The organism is Halobacillus halophilus DSM 2266 (assembly GCF_000284515.1).
Taxonomy (GTDB): Bacteria; Bacillota; Bacilli; order Bacillales; family Halobacillaceae; genus Halobacillus; species Halobacillus halophilus.
The window spans coordinates 3063189-3081036 of record NC_017668.1 but is presented as its reverse complement, the minus strand read 5'-3'; the positions used below and the strand labels follow the sequence as shown (position 1 = coordinate 3081036).

Annotated in this window: 13 protein-coding genes; 6 read left to right on the top strand and 7 right to left on the bottom strand. The window is 41.3% G+C overall.

Translation table 11 applies throughout. The features are described 5' to 3' along the window. Positions 1–64: 64 nt before the first annotated feature. Together HBHAL_RS15230 and HBHAL_RS15225 are read right to left on the bottom strand one after the other, a co-directional pair. Complete coding sequence (locus HBHAL_RS15230) at positions 65–955, bottom strand: fructose bisphosphate aldolase (RefSeq protein WP_014644348.1); 891 nt, start codon at positions 953–955, stop codon at positions 65–67. 272 nt (positions 956–1227) lie between these two features. Beyond that, on the bottom strand, positions 1228–2958 hold the full coding sequence (locus tag HBHAL_RS15225; RefSeq protein WP_014644347.1) for an alpha-glycosidase: 1731 nt from the start codon (positions 2956–2958) through the stop codon (positions 1228–1230). A gap of 276 nt (positions 2959–3234) precedes the next feature. Between HBHAL_RS15225 and HBHAL_RS15220 the strand changes: the two genes are divergently transcribed. The 6 genes from HBHAL_RS15220 to HBHAL_RS15195 all read left to right on the top strand — a co-directional run bounded on the left by HBHAL_RS15220 (position 3235) and on the right by HBHAL_RS15195 (position 10848). Continuing rightward, positions 3235–4527 (top strand): extracellular solute-binding protein, encoded by a 1293-nt coding sequence (locus HBHAL_RS15220; protein ID WP_014644346.1) that lies wholly within the window; start codon positions 3235–3237, stop codon positions 4525–4527. Between the two features lie 77 nt (positions 4528–4604). Then, positions 4605–5894: a carbohydrate ABC transporter permease gene (locus tag HBHAL_RS15215; RefSeq protein WP_014644345.1), complete on the top strand. Its 1290-nt coding sequence runs from the start codon at positions 4605–4607 to the stop codon at positions 5892–5894. A 1-nt stretch (position 5895) separates the two neighbouring features. Then, positions 5896–6738: a sugar ABC transporter permease gene (locus HBHAL_RS15210; protein WP_014644344.1), complete on the top strand. Its 843-nt coding sequence runs from the start codon at positions 5896–5898 to the stop codon at positions 6736–6738. A 169-nt stretch (positions 6739–6907) separates the two neighbouring features. Then, positions 6908–7945 carry a LacI family DNA-binding transcriptional regulator gene (locus HBHAL_RS15205; RefSeq protein ID WP_014644343.1) on the top strand — a complete coding sequence of 346 codons (1038 nt, stop codon included), beginning with the start codon at positions 6908–6910 and terminating at the stop codon, positions 7943–7945. Positions 7946–8209: 264 nt separating this feature from the next. Beyond that, positions 8210–10285, top strand: coding sequence for an LTA synthase family protein (locus tag HBHAL_RS15200; protein WP_014644342.1), 2076 nt, complete (start codon positions 8210–8212; stop codon positions 10283–10285). 113 nt (positions 10286–10398) lie between these two features. Beyond that, positions 10399–10848: a hypothetical protein gene (locus HBHAL_RS15195; RefSeq protein WP_014644341.1), complete on the top strand. Its 450-nt coding sequence runs from the start codon at positions 10399–10401 to the stop codon at positions 10846–10848. Between the two features lie 55 nt (positions 10849–10903). Here HBHAL_RS15195 and pelG read toward each other — a convergent pair whose 3' ends face one another. From pelG to HBHAL_RS15170, 5 genes are read right to left on the bottom strand one after another with little or no spacing between them, the layout of a single operon-like run. After that, positions 10904–12376, bottom strand: a complete 1473-nt coding sequence (gene pelG, locus HBHAL_RS15190; protein ID WP_014644340.1) for an exopolysaccharide Pel transporter PelG — start codon at positions 12374–12376, stop codon at positions 10904–10906. Next, complete coding sequence (gene pelF / locus HBHAL_RS15185) at positions 12357–13778, bottom strand: GT4 family glycosyltransferase PelF (RefSeq protein ID WP_014644339.1); 1422 nt, start codon at positions 13776–13778, stop codon at positions 12357–12359. Before pelF ends, pelG begins: the two co-directional genes overlap by 20 nt. Further along, on the bottom strand, positions 13775–15616 hold the full coding sequence (locus HBHAL_RS15180) for a DUF2194 domain-containing protein (protein WP_014644338.1): 1842 nt from the start codon (positions 15614–15616) through the stop codon (positions 13775–13777). The genes pelF and HBHAL_RS15180 overlap by 4 nt, the downstream gene beginning before the upstream one ends. Further along, complete coding sequence (locus HBHAL_RS15175; RefSeq protein WP_014644337.1) at positions 15613–16539, bottom strand: tetratricopeptide repeat protein; 927 nt, start codon at positions 16537–16539, stop codon at positions 15613–15615. The genes HBHAL_RS15180 and HBHAL_RS15175 overlap by 4 nt, the downstream gene beginning before the upstream one ends. Beyond that, entirely contained in the window at positions 16532–17767 is a 1236-nt protein-coding gene (locus HBHAL_RS15170; RefSeq protein ID WP_014644336.1) for a hypothetical protein, read from the bottom strand. Before HBHAL_RS15170 ends, HBHAL_RS15175 begins: the two co-directional genes overlap by 8 nt. Positions 17768–17848: the final 81 nt, after the last annotated feature.

Here is a 17848-nt window from a genome sequence, read left to right as displayed (position 1 = left end):
TATTTTTGTAAACATAAAAAATGCCGGGTTTACGTAAAAGTAAACCCGGCATTTTCAATTTGCTTTATTTCTTATTAACAGAAGCGTCATGAATAGAATCTACAGCACTTTTCAGTGATGCATCAAATTCTTCTTCAGACTGATTGGCATTTAAATCAGCGATAAGCGCTCTGGAGAAACTTGCAATAAGACCATGATTTTCTTTCAGTTTTTCATTCGCTTCATCACGGGAATAACCGCCTGATAGAGCGACAACGCGAAGTACGCGTGGGTGATCAATCAATTCTTTGTACGTGTTTGCTTTCGTTGGAATGGAAAGCTTCAGCATAACATTTTGATCTTCACGCAATTCATTCAACTGTTTAAGAATTTCATCCTTTAAGATTTCTTCGGACTGTTCTTTATCCTCACTGTGAATGTTAACTTCTGGTTCGATGATCGGAACTAAATCATAGTCCAGAATCTGTTTACCGATTTCAAATTGCTGTTCTACGACAGCCTTGATACCGATTGTATTCGGTTCGTGGATGACAGAACGCATTTTTGTACCGAAAATATTGCGTTCATTAGCACGGCTCAGCGTATCATCTAAATCATGAATAGGCTTCATAAGCTGAACGCCAGTTTCCTGATCGGCCAGGCCTTTATCTACTTTTAAGAAAGGTACGATCCCTTTATCGGACAGGTAATCGGCCGTGTACTTGCCTTCAATTTCGCGGTCCATCGTTTGTTCAAATAGAATGACCCCTAGAATTTGATCGGAATTGAAGGAAGGTGAAGTAATAAGTCTGGTACGCATCTGGTGAACTAAATCGAACATTTCGTCCTCATTTGAATAAGAATCTTCCGGTACACCGTAATCTGCTAATGCCTTTGGCGTACTGCCACCGCTCTGGTCAAGCGCAGCGATGAAACCTTCCCCGTTCTTAATCTTGTCAAAATGACTGTTGTTCATGTTATCCACTCCTTTTCTGATTCTTTCTCAAAATGACTTCCTTATACAGTCTTCCCATTATTTCAGGTAACCTAACACCAAATGTTGTTCAGGAAGAAGAAATGTCACTCACTCTATTATGATGGATAATAAAACAAGCGTCCAGGGTGAGTTTCCTGAACGCTTTCCGAAGCTTTTTATATAGAAGCAGCCTGAGTAGTTGTATCATGAATATGATTTAGATCCTCATCATTTTTTTATTTGGTATTTACCGTATAGTTGGCCCTTCACATTTATTTTTCAATGATGACGTAACCATATGGAGCTACGATTATTCCATCATCTTGAACGGTTGAATAATGGTCGCTTTCCATAACTTTTTTTGCAGAAACCTCAGCTGTTTTAGATTGCTCAGAAGGGTTGATGAAAAATAGAAGGGTCTGCTCATCAGAACGTTTTTCATAAGCAAGCAGTTCTTCATCGTAATCTACAAATTGAAAGCTTCCCCCGCTGCCAAACGCTGGTTCTGTTTTGCGCAATGAAATCATGGTTTGAAGAAAAGAAAATAACTCCTGGTCCTGTTCATTTTCCTCCCATACCATACATTTCCGGCAGCCAGGATCTTCTCCACCGGTCATGCCCACCTCATCTCCATAGTAGATGCAGGGGGTTCCTTCGTAAGACAATTGGAACAAGTACATGAGTTTTGCGGTGGGTTTATGCTCTTCAGCATAGGTTAGAACCCGCGGTGTGTCATGACTGCCAAGCAGGTTAAAGGATACCTCATTTACTGGAACTGGATACATATGCTGTACGTGAGCAAGCTGATGCTTAAATCGAGTAAGGCTTATGGTACGTTTAGCGAAAAAGTGAATGACGGCATTGGTAAACGGATAATTCATAACAGCATCAAATTGATCGCCCTGAAGCCAGGGCATGGAGTCGTGCCAAATCTCTCCCAGGATATAGGTATCCGGTTTGATTTCTTTAACGGTGCGACGGAATTCCCGCCAGAAGAAATGATCGACTTCATTGGCTACATCCAGCCGCCAGCCATCGATATCAAATTCCTCAATCCAGTAGCGGGCAACATCCAGCAGATACTGCTTTACCTCAGAATTCTCGGTATTCAGCTTGGGCATATACGATTCAAAAGCAAAGGCATCGTAATTCGGTGCAGGAGAAGTGTTCACTTTGTCTTCCCAAAGGTGGAACCACTCCGAATATGGAGAGTTCTTTCCGCGCTTCAGTACGTCCTGAAAAGGTGCAAAATAAAAGCCGCTGTGATTAAAGACCGCATCAAGCATCACACGGATTCCTCTTTCATGACAGGCCTTTACCAGCTTGCGGAAAGTCTCTTTATCTCCAAATTGTGGATCAATTTCCATATAGTCCGTTGTATCGTATTTATGATTGGAATGAGCTTTAAAAATCGGAGTAAAGTAGATCCCGGTAATTCCGAGTTGCGTTAGATAATCCAGGTGATCGATTACGCCTTGAAAGTCTCCGCCAAAAAAACTGTCCTGCTCCGGTTCTTCACTTCCCCAGGGCAAGGTGCCTTCCGGATTGAGGGAAGGGTCTCCATTCCCAAACCGTTCCGGAAAAATCTGATACCAGATCGTGTCTTTCACCCACTCAGGAGCCTTGAACACATCTGCCGAATTTAGAAAAGGAAAGCAAAAGTGATAGTCGATTTCATCGAGGGGGACTTCAGTAAAGAATCCTTTTTCTGTAAATACAGCCGTTTCTTTTTCATTTTCGAGCTTGAATGAATAGCGGAGTCGTCGATATGGAGGTTGTAAGGAGGTGAACCAGTAATCAAATAAATCATCACTTCCGGTCTTTTCCATTGGCTTTTCTTCTGTTTGCCATTCCCCTTTTTTCCATATATACGGATCTCCATGAATGAGAGTTACCCTTTTCATATCCTCTTTTTTCGTACGCAGTCGAATATGAATGGTTTCAGAATCATATGCATAGGCAAAATTATTACCGGGTCTGTGAAAGACGGCTTCTTTTATCAAAATCATCATCCTTTCTGAACAACCGATTGCATTAATTTTTCTGGCTATTCTAATAATCTATAACAGAAAACAGCGGTCCGTCAATCTTAAGAATAAGTGTATGATTGATTATTTTGTGGGGATTTTAATTCTACTATTCTTTTAAATCCAATCTTGTGAAACCGCTTGCATTATTTGTAAAAGCTTGTATAATAAAAATCAAGATGTGTGCAATCGGTTTCACAAGATTGGTAGATCGCATACATAGAATAGTAAATAATTAGGGGGTCTATGTTGATGAAGAAATGGTTAAGTGCGTTGTTAATCGCTTTTCTGACCGTAGGAATTTTGGCTGCTTGTGCACCAGAAAGAGAGCAGGAAGCGAACTCGGATAGTGAAGAAAACAACAGTTCTGCGGAAGGTGAAATGCCAGAAAAACCAGAAAAACTGGTAATCTGGGAGGATAAAGACAAAGGTGTCGCTCTTGAGCCGGCAATAAAGAGTTTCGAAGAAGAACATGGTATTAAAGTCGAGTTTAAAGAATTGGACATGTCCTCTAAAATGCGTGAACAACTGCGTTTAGATGGTCCGGCAGGCACAGGACCGGACGTATTGACACTGCCTCACGACCAAATCGGTCAATTGGTCATTGAAGGCCTGATTTCTCCGCTTGAATATGAGCAATCCGTTACGGACAAGTACACGGAAGCTTCTGTTAAAGCTGAAACCTATGATGGAAAACTTTACGGTCTTCCAAAAGCAACAGAAACCCCGGTATTTATCTACAACAAAGAACATATGGACCAAGCACCTGAAACCTTTGAAGAAGTATTCGAATTCTCTAAAGACTTTACGCAGGATGAACAGTACGGCTTCCTTGCTTTATGGGATAACTTCTACTTTGCCAACTCTGTTATGAGCGGGTATGGAGGCTATGTATTTGGCGAAGAAAACGGTTCTCCTAATCCACAGGATCTCGGGCTAAGCAATGAAGGAGCTATCGAAGGCGCCGACTACATTCAAAAATGGTATGAGGAAATCTTCCCGGCCGGTATCGTTGGGGAGAGTGGTGGATCAGCGAAAGACGGTCTTTTCCAGGATGGAAAAGTTGCATCCATGATGGACGGCCCATGGGCTTTTCAGGCGCTTAATGAAGCGGGCATCGACTACGGTGTAGCTCCACTTCCTAAATTACCTAACGGTGAATATCCACAAACCTTTGTTGGTGTGAAAGGATGGCACCTATCTTCAGCTTCTGAAAATAAAGAATGGGCTTCTGAACTAATCAAGTGGATTGCGAACGAAGAAAATGCGAAGATCCGCTTTGAAGAAACGAATGAAATTCCGCCGATCCAATCATTAATTGAGGATCCAATTATTGCCGATGATGAAAGAGCGAATGCAGTAGCAGTTCAATCTGAACGTGCTATTCCAATGCCAAATATTCCTGAAATGAGTGAAGTATGGGAACCAATGGCTCAGGCGCTTCAATTGATCGCTACCGGAAAGTCTTCACCAGAAGATGCTTTAAATGAAGCAACAGAAACAATTAGTAAACAAATTGAACTGAATCATTCAGGGAACGAATAGGGCTGTGCAGTACCCCTTTAACCGGGTACTGCTTTCCTTTTTCACCCATACATACAGAAAGTGAAAGGAGACTGAACATGGGGGAGCAGGGAAATAAACCTTCAACAAATAAACGCAAAATCGCGCTCGCGCTTTCAATCATTCCAGGCTTCGGACAATTTTATAATAAACAGTGGCTGAAAGGATTGATCTTCCTCGTATTAACTGGATCCTTCTTCGTGGCCTTTTCGGATTTACTACAGTTTGGATTTTGGGGATTAATTACCCTTGGGAGCGATCCCGCATATGATCATTCCATTGTCCTGCTTGTAGAAGGGATCCTTACCGTATTAATTACCATTCTTGGTCTCGGTATCTATGTATTGAATTTGAGCGATGCCTTTAAAGTAGGTAAACAGAGGGACTTGAATGAACACCCTAATTCCATACGGCAGCAATATCAGAACCTGGTAGGCGGAGGCTTCCCATATTTAATGATGACCCCCGGTTTTCTGCTGCTGATATTTGTGGTTATCTTTCCGATTCTTTTTGTAATCTTATTAGCTTTTACTAATTATGATTTATACCATTCACCGCCTGCCAATTTAGTAGAGTGGGTCGGTTTCCAGAACTTTATTGAGATCTTCCAGATCCCGATCTGGCGTAATACGTTCTTTAGTGTACTTGCCTGGACCATTATTTGGACTTTCGGGGCCACTACGCTGCAAGTAGCTCTTGGAATATTCCTGGCTGTCTTAATGAACCAGAAAGGGATCGTGCTGCAAAAAACAATTCGTACCATTTTCATTTTACCGTGGGCCGTCCCGGCATTTGTATCTATTCTTGTATTTGCAGGAATGTTTAACGAAACGTTTGGTACGATTAATGAAGACATTATGGCTATTTTCGGCCTGGGTGATATTCCATGGCTGACCAATCCTACCTACACTAAGATTGCTTTAATTATGATTCAGACGTGGCTTGGTTTTCCGTTTATCTTCGCCATGGTTACAGGGGTTCTGCAATCGATTCCTAATGAATTATACGAAGCGGCAGAAGTCGATGGAGCAACGATTATGCAGAAATTCAAAGCTATTACACTTCCGCTTGTTCTTTACGCTACTGCACCTATTATGATTACGCAATATACGTTTAACTTTAATAACTTTAACGTTATTTTCCTTTTTAATGGAGGAGGTCCGGCCGTTCCCGATCAAAATGCAGGAGGAACCGATATTTTGATTTCCTGGATCTACTCGCTTACCATGACGTCGGCGCAATATGGAAAAGCGGCCGCCATTACCATGATCCTTTCCCTTATCGTTATAACTGTGGCCTTATGGCAATTCAGAAGGACGAAATCATTCCAAGAAGAGGATATGATGTAATATGAGATCAAATAAACAAAGATTTGTACAGTTGACCTTATCCTATGTAGTGATCATTGCCATGATTGCCATTATCCTGTATCCAATCCTATGGATTGTCGGTTCTTCTCTCAACCCTGGAAATAGTTTATCAGGCTCATCGATCATTCCATCCGATGCCACTTTTGAGCACTATCAAGAGTTATTCGATTTAGAGAAAAGTAATTATTTGCTGTGGTATTGGAACACAATAAAGATCTGTCTTTTAACGATGGCGATTTCCGTAGCACTAGTCTGTATGACAGCTTATTCTTTTTCCAGGTTTCGGTTCTATGGACGTAAAAACGGCTTGATGACGTTCTTGATCCTGCAAATGATTCCAAACTTCGCCGCTCTTATTGCGATCTATGCATTAGCGAACTTAACGAATCTACTGGATACACATCTTGCGCTTATTCTGGTGTACACAGGAGGAGCCATACCGATGAATACGTACCTAATGAAAGGGTATTTAGATACGATACCGAAAGAGCTGGATGAATCAGCACGTATGGATGGAGCCGGAAACTTGCGCGTTTTCTGGCAAATCGTTCTACCGCTTGCAAAACCAATGATTGCAGTTGTTTCATTATTTACTTTTATTACTCCATTTACTGACTTTATTCTAGCCAGGATATTACTTCGGACAGAAGAGAAGTTTACGTTGGCTGTAGGGTTATATGAACTAATTGCTGATCAATTTGGGAATGAATTCACTCTCTTTGCAGCGGGATCGGTCTTGATTGCCCTGCCAATTTCTATATTGTTCCTTTCCTTGCAGAAGTACTTTGTCTCGGGATTGACAGCCGGAGGTACGAAGGGCTAACCTGTAAGGTATTCAGATTAATTGATGGAGGATGCCTTTTGTACTTACATGAGGCATCTTCTTTTTGTTAATGAAATCAGGTGGTTTCTATAAGCCTGCCTGGATTTCTGTTATTATTAGAGATACCATTTAAAAAAAAGACTGTTTACAAAAATAGAAGGTGATCGTGTTGGGAGTAACCATTAAACAAGTAGCTAAAGCTGCAGGAGTAGCGCCGTCCACCGTTTCACGAGTGATTGCGGACCACCCCCGGATCAGTGCGGCAACGAAGAAGCGTGTAAAAAAAGCGATGAAAGAAATGGGATATCATCCGAATGCCAATGCACGAAACCTGGCTAATCGGTCCACCCAGTCCATTGGAGTGGTTATGCCTACCAGTGCAGACAAGGCGCTTCAAAACCCATTTTTTCCAGAAGTGTTGAGGGGAATCAGTGCGGTTGCTCATCACTTAGATTATTCTTTGCTTCTGAGTACAGGGGAAACGGATGAAGAAATGCAGGAAGGTGTAGAACGGATGGTCTACAGCAACCGTGTCGATGGCATTATTCTGCTATATTCCCAAATCGATGACCCGGTTGTGAATTTTCTACTTGAGCAGGATTTTCCCTTCGTCGTTGTTGGAAAACCATCGGAGCGCGTGGATGAAATCACACATGTGGATAACGATAATGTAAGAGCTGGCAAAGACATTACCAACCATCTGATTAGCCTCGGCCATAAAAATATCGGTTTTATCGGCGGCTCTAAGGACAGAATTGTGACGGTAGATCGAATGCGGGGTTACGAGCTGGCCTTAAAAGAAGCAGGTTTGCCCTTCTTAGAGGATTATCGCATTCATACCGAATTCTTAAAATCAGGCGGGAGGCAGGCGGTGCATGAGCTGTTTAATCTCCCTGACCCTCCTACCGGCCTTGTAATTGCGGACGATTTAATGAGTATTGGTGTGGTAAATATGCTTGAGGAATTTGGTAAACGGGTGCCTCAGGATGTTTCGATTGTCAGTTTCAACAACGTGTATTTGTCCGAGGTCACTAGGCCGCCGCTTACCACTGTAGATATTCACATTTATCAGCTCGGAAGCCAGGCGGCTAAGTGTTTAATTGAAAAAGTGAAAGACCGGTCGGAGCCTGCGAAGCGTATTATTATTCCCTATGAGATTAAGCATCGTGCGTCTGCGACAGAAAAGGAAGCATCCTCTAAAGTGTAGAGGGTGCTTCTTTCTTTGTATATAGAACTACCAAAAAGCCCCACCTCAGGTCATCCAAATTATGGATGACCTGAGGTGGGGCTTTTTGGTATGTGTACATTATCAAAACTTTTAATCATAAAACTATAATTCTTGAATTGGAAGATAATTATTGAAAAATTTACATGATCTTTACATAAATATAGATTTTATTTACATTTAATACTAAAATGAGAAGAATATAGAACTATTTCGGAATTAATAGAGAATGGGGAGGTACCTTGGATGGGAAAGAGTTTGATTCGTACATTTCCGTTATTTCTTTTCTTTACTGTAGCGTTAGGCTTATGCTACAGCATACTTACGTATTCCATTTCTTCGGGATGGAACACTGTAATAGACTGGGCTCAAATTCATACCGTTGGCCTCGGAACATCTATTCTAGTACTTTCGTTGGTTATGTGGGGGACAGCTACATGGTGGCTGCATAAACGAAATAAGATAGACACTTTATATAAATCTCGTATATATAGAGTTGCAACAGCCTTGCTCGTTTCGGTAATGGTTGGCGCGGCTGCTTCCTATCTATTTATGGTTTTCCATCTGGATATTACGCTGGGCAGAGCAACGGAATGGGTTCAGGAATATCCTGAGCGTTATATGTTTACGGCTTTTTTGTTATCCCTCTTTACTTTGGCGCTTATTCTCCTGGTCGGAGAAACTTACATGGGCGGTGGCATTGCTTTACTTGTGTCCTTTATACTGGCACTGGTGAATCATTACAAACAGATCTATCGGAATGAACCATTATTTCCTAATGATTTTATTCAAATTGGCCAGCTTCAGGATGTCATTCCATTAATATCAGATTCCATTTCCATAACGGCTACTTTGCTAATCATAGGCGTCATTGTAGCTGGTTTGTTTGCCTGGTATAAAATGCCGAAAATAAAAATAGGGTGGATTACCCGGCTGGTTATACTTGTTCCGGTGGCTTATCTATTGTATTCCTTTCTGCTCTATGATGATCGTTTTACAGAAAGCTACTATGAAGAGTATACAAGCTTCATGCCTTGGAACCAGCAAAACAATTATTATTACAATGGTCCTGTGCTTGGGATGATCTCTAACATTAAGTTGGATGTAGTAGAAAAGCCTGATCCGTACAATCAAACAGTAATGGAAGATTCTGTGGTTAATGCGAATGAAGTTTTCGCACGATCAGATGATGAAAAAGAAAAATCGGTACAGCCGAATATTATCTTTTTCATGAATGAGACCTTCTGGGATCCAACCAATCTGGATGTCAAATTCTCAGAAGACCCAATGAAAAATACACGACGTCTAATGGAAGAGTACCCTTCAGGGCAGATTTTGAGCCCTTCTTTTGGAGGAGAAACGGCTAATGTAGAATTTGAGGCATTGACCAGCTATTCTATGAGTTACATCAACCCGGGAGGGAACCCCTTCAATCATATTTTAGCGAATGACAACTATCCATCGGTTGTGTCGTATTTAAATGATCGAGGATACTACAGTGAAGCTATTCATCCAAATGGAGGCAATCTGTACCGCAGACAGCGAGTGTATCCGAATCTTGGATTTGATCAATCTACGTTCCTCGATGATATGACTTATACAAAAAAAGATAATAAACAGTTCGTTTCAGACAGATCTGTAGTGAAAGAACTGCTCGATACGGTAGAACAGCAGGAACAACCGGCTTTCATCCATGCGGTCACAATCGCCAATCACCTTCCCTATAGTAAAGATAAGTATGAGGGAGGAAGCACGATTGATGTGAGCGGAGAGGGGTTTTCTCCTGATACCGAGAGACAGATTGAAGTTTATTCAGAGGGGATCAAACGATCAGATGAGACACTCAAAAAACTGAACGAAAGTATTCAGGAAATGGACGAACCTACCGTAGTAGTTTTCTTTGGTGATCACCTTCCTTCCATTGGCGCAAATTTGAAAGCTTATAAAGAGACAGGATTTGGGAATGAGGAGGACCAGAAACAGCAGGCGAAGTTCTATGAAACTCCATTAGTATTTCTGTCTAATTTCGAAATGGATATGAAAAAGGAAGTTGGAACAGTAAGTCCTGTTTACCTCGCACCTATGGTGGCGGATGCTCTTCATTATGAGACACCGAAATTTTATGACTTTCTAGAAGGAATGAAGCAGGAACTCCCGGCTTTTCGAGACATGATTTATATGACTCCAGATGGCGAAACCGTTCCTTCAACTGATGAACTGCCTTCATCCACACAAAAGATATTAAAAGATTACCAGCACTTTCAATATGATGTGCTGACCGGTAAGCAGCACGTTACCCAAGAATTGTACGATTTGGAATAAAGCTAATTTATAGGACCTCAGGTCATCCAAAATATGGATGACCTGAGGTTCTATTCGTATTCTAAACTTTGGGTGCATAGGGTAATAGGGAGTCTGAAATAGGAGGATGAGGGATGAACGGCAAGATAGCGCTGATCATTGGGATACTGATTATCGCGGGTGGAATAACAGGTGTGGTGATGTATAAGACAAGTCCTGCTCAACAAGCCAAAGCAGTGGTTGAGAACTTCTATTCGTTTGAACAAAGAGGTGAATACTCGGATTCCTGGAAGCTTTTTCATCCCCTTATGAAAGAAAAATTTGCGAAGGGCCCCTACATTCAGGACCGGGCTCATGTTTTCATGAATCACTTTGGGGTTGATACATTTACTTTTACCATAGAAGAAATAAATAAAGTCAAAAATTGGCGTATGGAAAAGGGAGTGAAACCTTTTCCCATTGCTTACAGCATGACAGTGGCCCAGACTTTTCGAGGAAAATATGGCCTGTTCACTTTACATCAGAAGGTTGTGGTCACAAAAGTGAAAGAGAAGTGGGTAGTGACGTGGGATTATAAAAAATGAGGATAGAGGTGCAGATTTCCTCCTTTAAAAGGGATCAGCACCTCTTCAATCCAATTTAAAATATAGTGTTTTTATTCAGCCATCTTCCCATTTTGGAGAAAGGTCTTCTTTTTTCATTTGTTGAAATTGCCTGAGGTTGACAGAAAGCGTAATAATCCACTTTTTCGATAAAGAATACTAAGCGTGAAACTGAGAAAAGAAAGGCACAGGTGGAACCTATCGAAAAACTAAGGCCGTAACCATCATAGCCGAAGGGGATAAAGACGAGCGACAAAGAAAGATTTAAACCAAAAAATACAATGGAGGTGTACATAGCCCCTCTTCGGTCTTCGAAGTAAAGTAGAATAAGAGTAATCACAAGTACCATTGCATTGGAGAACGCTCCCACCGTAGTGAAGCGGAAGATCGAAATAATACGTGAATCAAGAGCAATAATGGACACAATATAGCCAGCTGAGAGCAGAATCAAGAGAGAAATAATGCCCTGACTTCTAATAAGCCTTCCCATCTCTTGCTTAAGCACAAGCTGCATCGCTTCTTTAGCCCTTTTAATCTGCTGAAGAGTTCCACCTTCGTTGATATAGCCATAAAAAACACGGTACCGTTCATAGAAACGGGTTTCCAATGAGACCACAAACAAAATCATAGCTGGAATAATCGTCAAGTATGACCAGAAAATAGCGGTGTCATAAATCCGATGAAAAACAAAGGTGTTCAGCAGCGTGGATCGACCTTCTCCAAACCAAATAACCCAGTTGCAAACCCAAATTCCTACGTTGTATAGAAAGCCTGTCCAGAACAGCGATGGGAGCTCATCGAAATAACTAAGGTAACTATACTGACCTTCTATTGAACGTTCAGGGAATGTTATTAGCATACACATTAGCAGACCAAACAGGGTAATAATCATCCCTCCCGTAAAGCTGAGCAGTAAAAAGAAGCTGGGGGAGTGAGAAAATTCAGGTAGACTGCTCATATTTCTTCCCACCAGCCACACGAGGAGGAAGGATACAATGCCTCCGCTTAAGAAACTGTAAGCTACCGCTTGATAAAACTTTGCAGCACTTAAAAACAGGAATAGCACCCAAATCATATTGACAGTGACATAAAGAGTAAGCATTAGCAGTTCATACAGAAAAGGAAGAGAGGACCATCCCGCAAAGATGAGCCAGCTTACTAGCGAAAGCCCAAGAGTCACCTTCGTCATACCTATAAAAGTAGAAAAAACTTCACCTGTGCGTTTTTGATAAAACAAATCAGCGGTATAACGTGTAACAATTAACTGCTGAATACCAAACAAGACCTGTGAGAAGATAAAGCAGTAAGCTACAGAGATATTAAATAATCTTCTTTCTTCCAGATTCACAAAAGGGAAGGAGGAGGTGATCCATTGAATAAGAGCTATGGTGACAATAACAACCAGCCAAGGTCCTGATGTAACCAGTCCTGCAAATGTATAGGCTTTTATACGGGAAGAAAAATAATCCTCCTGAAATAACCTCTGCAGTTTAAATCCTATACCGGCCATATTGTTGCCCCCTTGCTTCATAGAGTTCAGCGTACTGTTCAATAAACTGATGGATTTGATAGTAATTTTCTGCCCGTTTCTGTCCGTTTTTTCCTAATTTGATCGCTTCTTGAGGATGATGATAGATCCACTCACAGTATTCAGCTATCTGCTTAGGGTTGACTGGAGGCACGACAAAACCGGCGGGACCATAGGGATCATCATCACGTCCGTGAATTAGTTCGGAACAGGATCCTACGTCACTTACTATATAGGGAATGCCTGCAGCCATTCCTTCAAGAACGGCAAGCGGCTGGCCTTCAGAAATACTGGTCAATAGGCAAACATCAAATTGAGGCAGGTATTCCATAATATTAACTTTGCCAGCGAGCACAACGCAGTGCTCCATTTCTAATTGTGTAATCATTCGCTGACATTCCTCTGCATAATCCTTATCCTCATCGAGCGGACCCATAATGATAAGCTCAAAAGGAACCTTGCTGTCATCCAAAATTTTAGCTGCATTAATCATAGTTTTAATATCTTTTATGGGGACAACACGCACAATTGCACCGATACTTAGTTTAACTTCTGTTTTATCACGTTTCTGAATGTTGGAAAGACGATCAAAGTGAATGCCGTTTGGTACAATCGACAGTTTTTCTTCAGCTGCTCCTATTTCTTTCTGCAGCAGACTGTTTCGTTCAAAAAGTGTTATAACATCATCCGCATCTTTGTAGGCTTGCCTGGATAGATGGTGAAAAAAAGTAACCCAGCGTTTTTTATAATAATCAGGAATCCACCCGGCCTGTAGGATTTCTTCCTCTCGTTCCCTGGAATAAATGCCATGTTCCGTTAAAAGGAAGGGGACATTCTGCTGTCTTTTAATTGAAGCAGCAACCAGGCCTGCATAGCCCGTGGATGCTGAATGTATAAGGTCAACTTCAGGAAAAGGAAACTGAAGCAATTCAATGATGGGAGTAAACATTCCACGCCACATCCAGAAATAATCAATGAAGGAACCGGACTGGTTTTCTTTCTGGTAACTTCCCTGTACCAGCCGCCAAAAAAGTTCACTGGAAAAAAACGCTTCCCTAGTCCCTAATTTCTGGCTAAAGACATCTAATGCCTGCGATTCTACCTTGCTGAACATCATCCATTCGGTGAGGTTAACCTGATCAGATTCAGTCAGGGGTATCCTTCGCTTTTTTGTTTTTTGCTTAAAATTAAGAGGCAGATTCTCCACTTGAACGACGTTGGAGGGTAAATCATATCGATAATCCTCAACAGACATCTCTTTTGGTGTAATCGCAATAATGACAAACTCGTGCTTTGGCATCTGAGTAATAATCATCTGCACCCAGCTTGCGACCCCTCCGCTCACATAGGGATAACTCCCCTCGACGACCATTCCGATTCTCATAATGAATCATCCTTTATACTAATTTTTGCCGAAGGTTTGGTTAATGTAACTTTATAAAGCGATTCTGTTTCACTAAATCGCTCTACCACCCCGAAAGAGTACGTCCCTGTTTCTAAATGCTGTTCCTGATTTACCCGAAGAAATAGGAGGGAAGGGGATAGCATCTCGTTTCCTTTAATATTAATTTGGCCGGGTTCATAAGTTACTTGAATATCGGACGCTTGATACTGTTTCATTCGGTTAGTAGCCTGTGACTGCACCATATTATCCAAATAGGGATATGTCTGGTGAATAGAACGTGCCATAGATGCAAAGTTGTCTTTAAGACCTGGCCAGCCTTTATCCCCGCTCCGCTGGCTGTCCAGTACATCATCGGGGTGGATAAAGTGCGAAACCATACCAAAGTTTGCAATCGCATCCACTTGGATGAACTGATCTTCTGCTGTCTCCATGTACCCACTTGAAATTCTCGGGAAATGGTAAAGGTCAGGATATTTATCGTCCTGCTCAAATTCCTGTATGAAACTTCCCTCCGATGCGGTCCCTGTATAGAGAGCAGCCACCGTCTTTAAATTGGGCAACGCGTTTTGAAGGGCTGCCAGTCCGGTTTCATTTAAAATGTTAGAAGGTGGCACGTAAGATTCAATTTGCTCGGCAGGAAAATAGTAATCGAAAAGCTGGACGGCCCTCTTTAACGAATCCTCCATTTGCATTTGGCTGTCCCATGGCATGTACTGTAGTGAGGGGTCGATGGTTTCCTCATTTGTCACGAGTGACTGGTGATTGTATCCATGGAGCCCAAGTTCTCCTTTCTCCTTCAAAAGATTTCTTCCAAAATAAAGCATGGGATAACGTCGTTCAGAAATGAGTTCTTCAGCCGTCATTCTCATTTCATCCTCGTAAGTGCCAATTAAATATCCTGTATAACTCAGCTCATACTTGTGACTCAATTCCTTCATGTCTTCCCACCAGATATCGGTATAGAAATCCTGTATTGAAAGATCGTAGTGATTCTGAATAACTTCAGAGGTTTCAGCTGGTACTGGAGACGGGAAATCGTCAATGTGCATCACCTTGATACCAGCTTGATTGCTGGCAAAGGCAGGAGGTAAAAAAGAAAGAGCCTGAAGCATCAAACCCCTGGAGTTTTTCTCCGTCACGGAGCTCGTATTCCACACCATTACTTTTCCTTCTCCATAACGATTAGACCATAAGATCGGTTCATTCTGTGCAGTTATGAATACTTCTGATTCTTTTGAAAGTTCCACGTCGGCAATGCTGTGAGAAAAAAGCTTAGAGGTCTGGTCAAGATCCATGTACCCAGGGAATAGTTCTTTTTCAAAAGTCAGACCGTAAATACCGTCTTTAAAATCATTCACATCGGTAATACCTAACAATTCGTTCCATTCTTCATTAATAAATCTTGCCCCTATGTACAGGCGTCCTCCGTTTTCCACAAAGGCTTTAATTCTCTCAAGCGGCCAGTTCTTTGAGTGCTCTCCTGCTAAAACAAGTACGTTATAAGGAGAAGGGGATATGTTACTTATTTCTGATGCAGAGATTTCGGTATAGCGAACCTTCGCATAATCCATAGCTTTTTGTATATTATCGATCGCACCTTGCGATAAATCGCTGTCGTTACGGTGCATATAAATATTCATTTCTTGGCCTGGAAGTGGTTCCTTAAGTGCGCTCATCGTTTCCGTATCTGATAAGGAAGCACTTTTAGCTGGAAACCACTGGTGGAATAGATCCAGACGAATAAATTGTAAAAATAAAATAGTCGACGACAGTAATAAAAATAACCCGCTGACAGTGAATAACGTCCGTTTTTTCATACACCGATACCTCCTATGTGACGAACGATGAACCTTTGCTTTTCTGGTATTTTCTCTTCCGGCACATGCTCATATAAATTCCAGGTTAACGATTTTAGGGCGGACCAATTACGCCTATCATAGTAGATTTCTATTAATTGCAGGTATCCTTCGGGTTCGTTTGGGAAATGTTCGATCAAGGCATTGAAAGCCTGAATCGCCCTGTCTTTTTGACTGGTCCGCTTATAGATTTTCCCAAGATTAAAATAAAGCCAAGTGGCTTCTCCAGGAGTACTGACTTCTCTTTCCAAAACGTCCACATACTCTTTTTCCAACCTTTTTTGAGCATTTTCTTCAAGGAGACCACTATCGATAAAGCGTTCATAAACCTGAACCAGGTGGTGGATGGTAGCTGGGTGAGCCGGATCAAAGGCGAGTTTTGCCTGTTCCAGTTCCTTTTCCATACGGTTATTTAAAACATTAAGCGTAGTCGCAGAGTAGTGTACGGTTTCTGAGTCATTATTAGTAAGTCCTAAATTTAAATATTTTCCTTTATTCGTAATGTTCGAGTTGATCAATCGCAGAATCAGGTCTTTATGGTCCTTAGATTCATCGGATTGTATGGCTTCACCTATAGGGAGCAAGTCCATGTTTTCCTCCGCCTGGTAGCGCAGATGCTCAAGATTGAGTGGTTCAAATTTTATATAATCGTCGTATTCGTTCAGCATTTGATTAGATCCAACGTGTTTAGAAATCATCCAAGTAATTATTCCTAAGATTTCACCGGCTATAGGGATGAAGAAACTTACTACACAAATCCAGCTGATTATTCCTCTATCTTCCTTAGTGACGCGTTTATTTAGAAAGTGTGCGGAGAAAGCAATCAGAATACCATGTACTAAATAAAAGGTTATGAGAATGAGAGGCAGTGATTGGTTATCCAACCGGCATCACGCCTTTCGTCCGTAACGCTTGCTTGATTCTCTTCTCTACCATCCATGCTTTTGCTTCCTCTGTACCTGGAAGAAGGAAATAAAAGGTGTGAGTTTCCTGATTAAATCCGATCACATCAAGCTCACGTAGGTATGCTCTCAGAATAATTTCCGTTTCGATAACGGATAGGTTTTTATGGGAGCTTAAATCTACGGAAACTACACTGAACGGAACATGATAATGCTCTTTTCTCATTCTTTGGACATCGACGAGATCTTCAAATACATCTGCATAGTAAACTCGGGTTCCCGGGTACATATTCTCCTTGTCCTCTTCTCGCTTAGCTTCCTTTGCCCGCTCCATTCGATTGGACATCCAATCCAGGACGAGAGACATAATTTGAATTTCATACTTTGTTAACCTTGAAAAATCAAGTTGGTCGATGATCAAAACTTCTTCTACTTCGTTATTTGAAACAATCGGCCCTGCCACAAGAGGAGTATTTTCGTCATCATCTACGGTTCGAATGGTTACCGTTTTATTTTGGAAGATTCTCTTATAAAAAAATGAGTGTTCATCAATAAACAACGTTTGAGGCAGCCGTTTGGATTCCCCGTTTCTCACATGCAGCCGCAAGGCTTTCCGAGAGGAATCGAGGTGGTAAATTCCAACCTCTTCTGCTTTAAATAAATTAGAAATAATGGTGGTTGCTTCATTACGAATCAAATCAGGGGTGGGCTGGTCTAGTGCTATGCCAACCTGATAGATTCTTGAAAGTGTGTACTCAGAATCTAATACTTTTTCCTGCATAACTCTTTGAGACTCCTTCATCAATTCAATCGTCTTCTTCAGCTCGTTACGTTCGTCCATGATCTCTCCATAAGAATACGTAAGACTCTCATATCTTTCTTTGAATGAAGTACTGTAAGTGCCGCTTATAACAGCGATCAGCAAGGTGAATAACATTACTAAGTAGGTGTCGGATTCATAAAATAATAGGAAGAGATCTCCATTGTTCAGTTCCACAGACACGATTAGATAGGATACTGTCAATAGAAAAGCGGATAAGCCCAGAGTCAGACCATAGCGCAGAGAAAAGAATAGAACAATCATAATAAACGGGCTTAAAGTCCATTGGGTCATATTCATTTCAAGATATTGATCCAGAAGAGCTGCGATTAACATAATAACGAACAGTTCGATAAATTTTCGCCAAGTACTTGTCTGAGTGTAAATCATTTCATCACCTCGATGATTTTTAATAAAAAAACTATTATTTTGTTAAATTATGCTATAATAACGTAGAAATTAATCAGGAAT

What these genes read in the sequence shown, in the direction of transcription:
- HBHAL_RS15230 (WP_014644348.1), bottom strand. Translation starts at nt 955, where the DNA reads ATGAACAACAGTCATTTTGACAAGATTAAGAACGGGGAAGGTTTCATC.
- HBHAL_RS15220 (WP_014644346.1), top strand. Translation starts at nt 3,235, where the DNA reads ATGAAGAAATGGTTAAGTGCGTTGTTAATCGCTTTTCTGACCGTAGGA.
- HBHAL_RS15215 (WP_014644345.1), top strand. Translation starts at nt 4,605, where the DNA reads ATGGGGGAGCAGGGAAATAAACCTTCAACAAATAAACGCAAAATCGCG.
- HBHAL_RS15210 (WP_014644344.1), top strand. Translation starts at nt 5,896, where the DNA reads ATGAGATCAAATAAACAAAGATTTGTACAGTTGACCTTATCCTATGTA.
- HBHAL_RS15200 (WP_014644342.1), top strand. Translation starts at nt 8,210, where the DNA reads ATGGGAAAGAGTTTGATTCGTACATTTCCGTTATTTCTTTTCTTTACT.
- HBHAL_RS15195 (WP_014644341.1), top strand. Translation starts at nt 10,399, where the DNA reads ATGAACGGCAAGATAGCGCTGATCATTGGGATACTGATTATCGCGGGT.
- pelG (WP_014644340.1), bottom strand. Translation starts at nt 12,376, where the DNA reads ATGGCCGGTATAGGATTTAAACTGCAGAGGTTATTTCAGGAGGATTAT.
- pelF (WP_014644339.1), bottom strand. Translation starts at nt 13,778, where the DNA reads ATGAGAATCGGAATGGTCGTCGAGGGGAGTTATCCCTATGTGAGCGGA.
- HBHAL_RS15180 (WP_014644338.1), bottom strand. Translation starts at nt 15,616, where the DNA reads ATGAAAAAACGGACGTTATTCACTGTCAGCGGGTTATTTTTATTACTG.
- HBHAL_RS15170 (WP_014644336.1), bottom strand. Translation starts at nt 17,767, where the DNA reads ATGATTTACACTCAGACAAGTACTTGGCGAAAATTTATCGAACTGTTC.